The following is a 6,000-nucleotide window of genomic DNA, read 5'->3' as shown; positions in this document are numbered from 1 at the left end:
ATACCGCCGGAGGCGATCACCGGAATATCGAGCCGAGCGACCGCGGCGGGGATGAGGATCAGACCCGGGATATCGTCTTCGCCGGGGTGGCCGGCGCATTCGAAGCCGTCGATGCTGATCACGTCGACACCCTTGCGGGCTGCCGAGGCAGCGTGCCGGACACTGGTGGCCTTGTGGATCACCTTGACCCCGGCCGCGTGGAAGTCCGGGAGGTGCGGTGCGGGGTCCGAACCCGCGGTCTCCACCACCGTCACGCCGGATTCGATGATGACCGCCCGGTACTCGTCGTAGGGAACGGGGTCGATCGTCGGCAGGATCGTGAGGTTCACACCGAAGGGCCGGTCGGTCAGCTCCCGTGTCCGGGCGATCTCCTTCGCCAGGTCTTCCGGGGTCGGCTGGGTCAGCGCGGTGAGGAAGCCCAGGGCGCCGGCCTCGGCGACGGCCGAGATCAGCGGTGCGGTGCCCAATCCCGTCATACCGCCGCAGACCAGGGGATGCTCGATGCCGAACATCTCCGTGATTCGGGTACTGATCATCGTGTTACCTCTTCGCGCTGTCGGTGACCTCGGTCAAGCAATAAGTCAGTTTATTATACTTAATGCGTTGGTGATTCGACGCGCCCGCCGGTGCGATCTTCGCGGACCGCGATGTGGTCCCCGGCGAGATGCTGTCCGCGGGGATCAACCGGTTCGCCCCTCGGAGGGCTGATTTCGCGCCGTGCGGCACCTACCGTGGTCATCGACCGGGCATTCGGTCGCGAGCGCAGTTCGCGTCGCCGGTGGGGTGCGGCAAACGTCGTGCGGAGGGTGGAGTTACCGGCGGGCTCGGCCGCCGCGGTGGCGATGCCCGTCCTGTCGCGCGTCCCTGGCCGGTATCCAGCTCGTCTACGGTGTTGCCGCGGCGGCACTGGCTGCCGTGGGAGTAGCGGTATTCATCCCGTCCCTCGGCGAATCCGGCGACGGAGAGGTGGCGGCGAGCTCGGCGGCCGAACACGAGCTTTCGATTCAGGCGGGGTCGCGGCGTCCGGCTGCTGGCCCTGTGGGCGTCGCCTGGATCAGGACAGGACGTCGAGCACCGTTTCGCCGGCGCCGGGGTCGGCGATCATGAAATCGGCGACCTGGGTGAGGTGCTGGTGCCAGAAGGCAGCCGACGCGGAAGCATCCTTGTCGCGGATCAGTTCGACGAGCCTGATATGAGCGCGCTGCGCCGAGCGGCACATCGCCAGCGAGGTCTCCGTGTTCCGACTCCGCTGCAGGACCTTGCTGTTGTGGCTCTCGATCATCGAGAACAGGACATCCAGCAGGACCGAAACTGTCTGGTTTCCGGCCAGCTGTAGCAGCAACCGGTGAAATCGGACGTCGTGCTCGGTGAAGGCGCCCGCGTCTTCCAGCAGTAATTCACCTTCGGTGACCGCCTTTTTCAGCTCGCGAATATCCGCAGCGGTTCGTTTCCGGGCCAGGCCGGCGACCGCGGCTGTTTCCAAATTGGTGCGCGCCTGGTAAACGTCGGCCAGGGGCGTGTTACGGAATTGGAGCAGAGTCCCGACATACCGGCCCGCTGTTCCGGAATCGGGAAGCATGACCCGTGCACCACCGCGCGCGCCGCGCTTCACCTGGATGATGCGTTCGGATTCGAGAATGCGAAAGGCTTCACGAAGTGTCGGGCGCGAAACGCCATAGCGTTCCATCAGGACCGATTCGGGGGGCAGGGCGTCGCCCTCCTTCAGTGCGCCGGTCACGATCTGCCGGCGTAGCTGCGCCGCTACCATTTCTCCGGCTTTCGGTACCCTGATCGTGGCCGAGACCGGTATTGCGGGCATGGAGGAACCCTTTCTGGTTATAGTCGACTGATCATACTATTGCTTCTTCCTACCGGCTGTGTGCGCGTCCTTACGCATCGTGCGAATGCCCGGCTTCGCCGCGAAGTTCAGCATCGGCGCGACGCATATCATAGGATAAAATAGCTGATTCACTCCTCTGCCGTGGGGAGCTACGGACCGCTGGTCGGCGGCATCCGATAGCATGGGGCGACTGTTTCTATCGACGGAGGGGACGTATGACTGCGATGCCCGATTCGACCATCGTCCGGGTGCCCAAGGCCGGTGAGATGGTCGCCGCGCATCTGCGTCGCCAGATCGTGACCGGTGAGCTGAAGGTGGGCGACGCCCTGCCCTCCGAAGCTGCCCTCATGGAGCGCTACGGCATCTCGCGTCCGACACTGCGCGAAGCCTTCCGTATCCTCGAGTCGGAGCGGATCATCATCGTCCGGCGCGGGGCGCGCGGGGGTGCGCGGGTCATGCTCCCCGATACCGGAACGGCGGGCCGATACGTCGGGACCTTGTTGCAGTACAAGGGGACAACGCTGGCAGACGTCTACGAGGCCCGGATGACGGTGGAGACCTCGGCCGTTGCGGTGGTCGCGCGGAAACGTACCGCCACCGGGCTCGGCAGGCTGGAGGCGATGCTGGCCGAGGGCGAGCAGTTGCTCGACGATCCCGAGGCCTACGGACGTCGACATGATCTCGAGTTCCACCGGTTGCTGGCGGAACTGGCCGGTAACGAGACGATGATGGTCATGCTCGATATCTTGTTCTCGATCATCGAATGCCATAACGAGAAGGTTCTGCGGGAACACCGGGGCGAGCCGGAGCATCTGGCGAAATGCCGGGCGGCTCAGCGTTCTCATGCCAAGCTCATCGAGTTGATCCGGGCGAAGGATGCCGAAAAGGCAGTCACGTTCTGGCGGCGTCACCTGATCCAGGTGAGCGAGTTCATGATCGGCGATCCTGGTGAAACCGTTCTGGATGTGCTCCCTTGAGTGCTCCTGGCCGGTTCGCGGCTCCCGTGAACGAGAGACCGGTTCGGGTACCCGCGGATGAGGCCGGCGATGCCGCCCACGGTGGTGCCGAGTCCTATCGTCGGGGCCGGTGAGTACCGCGACAGCTGGTTGCGAGATTTCGACAAATCCCGTCGAGGGACTCGGGTCCGCTTCATCTCGGCTTGATCCAGGTCGGGGCAATGGCCCGTCGCCGGCCGAGGTGCGGTAGTGGAGGTTCGTCAGTCATCGTTGACAGGTCGAATTAGGTTCTATAATCTAACTCATTATGAGATTTGACCCGACGGATTGATCGATAGTAGTCGATTTGCCGGCATCGAGAACGGCAGCGCCGGCGCCGCGCCCTGCTGCACCGGTCCGGGCTCGGGCGTCCACCGGCCTGGCGGGAACCGATCGGATGACGATCTCGTCCGCCGAGCCTTCGCTCGCCGGCCGTTGAGAAGGAGGGGCCCACGTGCCTGAAAATCAGATTCTGTACCGGACCGACGGGCCGGTCGCCGTTATCACGCTCAACAGGCCAGAGGCTGCGAATGCGCAGTCATTCTCTTTCCTGGACGAGCTCGACGCAGCGTGGACCGAGGCCGATCGAGATTCCGGAATCCGCGTCATCCTGGTCAACGCCAACGGAAAGCATTTCTCGGCCGGGCACGACCTCCGGGGCGAGGATCCCGTAGCGAAGGACCTGGCGGAAATGTACGCCAATGAAGCCGAACGCTACATCGGTTATTCACTCAAATGGAGGAATTCGCCGAAACCGAGTATCGCCGCGGTGCAAGGTGCGTGTATTGCTGCCGGACTCATGGTGTGCTGGCCCTGCGATATCATCATCGCGGCCGATAATGCCTATTTCTCCGATCCGGTGGTGAACATGGGTATCGGGGGAGTCGAATACCACGGTCATACCTGGGAACTCGGCGCTCGCAAGGCCAAGGAACTGCTGTTCACCGGAGACCGGATCTCGGCCGAAACGGCCGAGCGGCTCGGCATGGTGAATCGGGTTGTCCCCTTGGACGCACTGGTAGACGAGAGCCTCGCGTTGGCGCACCGGATCGCGCAGAAACATCCCTGGGCACTGCGCCAGGCCAAACGCGCGGTCAACCAGACCCTCGATGTGCAGGGCTTTCAGACCGCCCTGCAATCCGTTTTCGATATCCACGCGACGGGTCACGGGCACTGGTTCAGTGCCGTGCAGTATCCCGCGATGGTGGGCCTGGAAGAGATGAAGGCGGCGCAAGGGAAGGAAATGTCTTGACTGCTGTCCGCTTGTGCCATCACCGCTCGTCTGCGGTGATCCGGCACCGGTGATGTCGAAGCGGCCCCGTGAACTTGTACGGTATCGGCGCGGAATATCGTCGGGGCCGCTCACCGCCATCGCCTTACGGGCTGGGCTGGAGTGAATTCCACTGTGCGCGCAGCTGTGGCTTGATGACCTTCATGCTCGCGTTGCGTGGGAGATCGTCGACGAACACGATATGGCGGGGCACCTTGAAATTGGCCAGTCGTTCCCTCGCCCATTCGATCAGTTGCTGTTCGGTGAGATTCTCCGCGAGCACGAAGGCTGCCCCGACCTCGCCCATACGCTCGTCGGGGACGCCGATTACGGCGACGTCGACGATGTTTTCGTGTTGCCGCAGAACCTTTTCGATCTCGGCCGGATACACGTTGAAGCCGCCGACGATGACCATATCCTTCTTGCGGTCCACTATCTTGAGATAGCCTCGATCGTTCAGCACTCCGATATCTCCGGAGTGCAGCCAGCCGTCGGAGTCTATCGCCGCCGCGGTGGCCTCCGGATCATCCCAGTAACCGCGTGTGACGTTGAACCCGCGGACCAGCACTTCGCCGGGTTCGCCGGACGCCACTTCTGCGCCGTCGGTGTCGACGAGTTTGATCTCGACATCACGGGCGGCCCGGCCGACCGAGTTCGCGATATCGTCCAGCGCGTCCGTGATCTCGGCAGTGGTGATCACCGAGGAGGATTCCGTCAGCCCGTAGGCGGAGAGCACTACATCGAACCCGAGCTCATCGCGCAGCTGGTAGTACAGCGATTCGGGCACATTCGCGGCGGCGGGAACGGCTACACGCAGGTGCGACAGATCGAACTCGCCGCGGCGGGGATTGCGGATGACGTCCAGGAAGAGCGTCGGCGGGCCGAGCAGAATTGTCACCCGTTCGTCGACAAGACGCTGGAACACCACATCGGTATCGAAAACCGGCTGCGGTATGGCGCACACGCCCCGCAGCAGACACGACATCCACCCCGCCTTGTAGCCGAAGGTGTGGAAGAACGGGGGGATGATCAAGTACCGGTCACCAGGAGCGAAGGTGAATATCTCGCTCAGGTACCCGTACATCCGCAGGGACTGGCCGTGAGTGAGCATCACGCCCTTGGGCGCACCCGTTGTCCCGGAGGTGAACATGATGTCGGACAGATCGTCGGCCGTGACTGCGGCGATTCGCGCGCGAGCGGAGTCCTCGGTGACGGAGGCACCGCGGGCCAGGAATTCCGGCCAGTTCGTGATTCCCTCCGGTGCTGCGGTATTCATGAGGACCACCGGCACGTCGACGTCTTCGGCCCGGAGCATCGCCACGTAATCGTTGCCGACGAACTCGGGGACGGTGAAGACGGCCTTGGCGCCGCTGCGGCGTAGGATGTAGGCGGCTTCGGAGCCCTTGAAGCGGGTGTTCATCGGAACCAGGACCCCGCCGGCGCCGAGTACACCGAGCGCGGCCACGATCCAGTTCGCGCTGTTCGGTGCCCAGACCGCTACGCGGTCCCCGGGCTCGATACCGAAAGCGACCGCCGCGCGGACGGCTTCGAGCATCCGGTCGGCGACGTCGTGGAAATTCCATCGGAGGCCGAGTTCGAGGTCGACGACGGCCTCCGCGGTCCCGAATTTCTCCGCGCTGATGAGAACCATCCGGGGAATACTGACTAGTTCCAGGTCATGCCGTGTCATGCGGGGCCGTTTTCTGTGTCGATGGTCGCGGTCAAACAGGTTCAATAATATCGCTGATATGGCAGCTCTGTCCGAAGTTCTGGATGCATGCTCGGCGATGGGGGTACGAGAGTTCCCGTACGGGAGTGCTTGTGGTGGGGTGGATGCCTCAGTGTTCAATAAGATAGATTATTACCCTGTTATGTGGTGCGGCTTTGCTCGAGGG

Annotated in this window: 5 protein-coding genes; 2 read left to right on the top strand and 3 right to left on the bottom strand. The window is 63.3% G+C overall.

Going from position 1 to position 6,000, the window contains the following annotated elements; translation table 11 throughout:
- Together IEY68_RS36205 and IEY68_RS14700 are read right to left on the bottom strand one after the other, a co-directional pair.
- Nucleotides 1–536: NAD(P)H-dependent flavin oxidoreductase (locus tag IEY68_RS36205; RefSeq protein WP_229718785.1), on the bottom strand; the 536-nt coding region annotated here is incomplete at its 3' end.
- 518 nt (nt 537–1,054) lie between these two features.
- The gene (locus IEY68_RS14700) at nt 1,055–1,819 is read right to left on the bottom strand and encodes a FadR/GntR family transcriptional regulator (protein ID WP_062997553.1); all 765 of its coding nucleotides are present in this window, start codon (nt 1,817–1,819) and stop codon (nt 1,055–1,057) included.
- A gap of 236 nt (nt 1,820–2,055) precedes the next feature.
- Here IEY68_RS14700 and IEY68_RS14695 point away from each other — a divergent pair, with 236 nt between their 5' ends.
- Both IEY68_RS14695 and IEY68_RS14690 read left to right on the top strand, forming a co-directional pair.
- Entirely contained in the window at nt 2,056–2,817 is a 762-nt protein-coding gene (locus tag IEY68_RS14695; RefSeq protein WP_062997555.1) for a FadR/GntR family transcriptional regulator, read from the top strand.
- A gap of 472 nt (nt 2,818–3,289) precedes the next feature.
- The gene (locus IEY68_RS14690) at nt 3,290–4,087 is read left to right on the top strand and encodes an enoyl-CoA hydratase (RefSeq protein WP_189094283.1); all 798 of its coding nucleotides are present in this window, start codon (nt 3,290–3,292) and stop codon (nt 4,085–4,087) included.
- A gap of 124 nt (nt 4,088–4,211) precedes the next feature.
- Here the strand turns inward: IEY68_RS14690 and IEY68_RS14685 are convergent, their stop codons facing one another.
- Nucleotides 4,212–5,756, bottom strand: a complete 1,545-nt coding sequence (locus tag IEY68_RS14685) for an AMP-binding protein (protein ID WP_229718784.1) — start codon at nt 5,754–5,756, stop codon at nt 4,212–4,214.
- Between the last annotated feature and the right edge of the window lie 244 nt (nt 5,757–6,000).

It is taken from the genome of Nocardia jinanensis (assembly GCF_014645735.1).
Classification (GTDB): Bacteria; Actinomycetota; Actinomycetes; order Mycobacteriales; family Mycobacteriaceae; genus Nocardia; species Nocardia jinanensis.
Note: the sequence above shows the minus strand (reverse complement) of the source record. Positions and strands in the feature narration are given on the sequence as shown.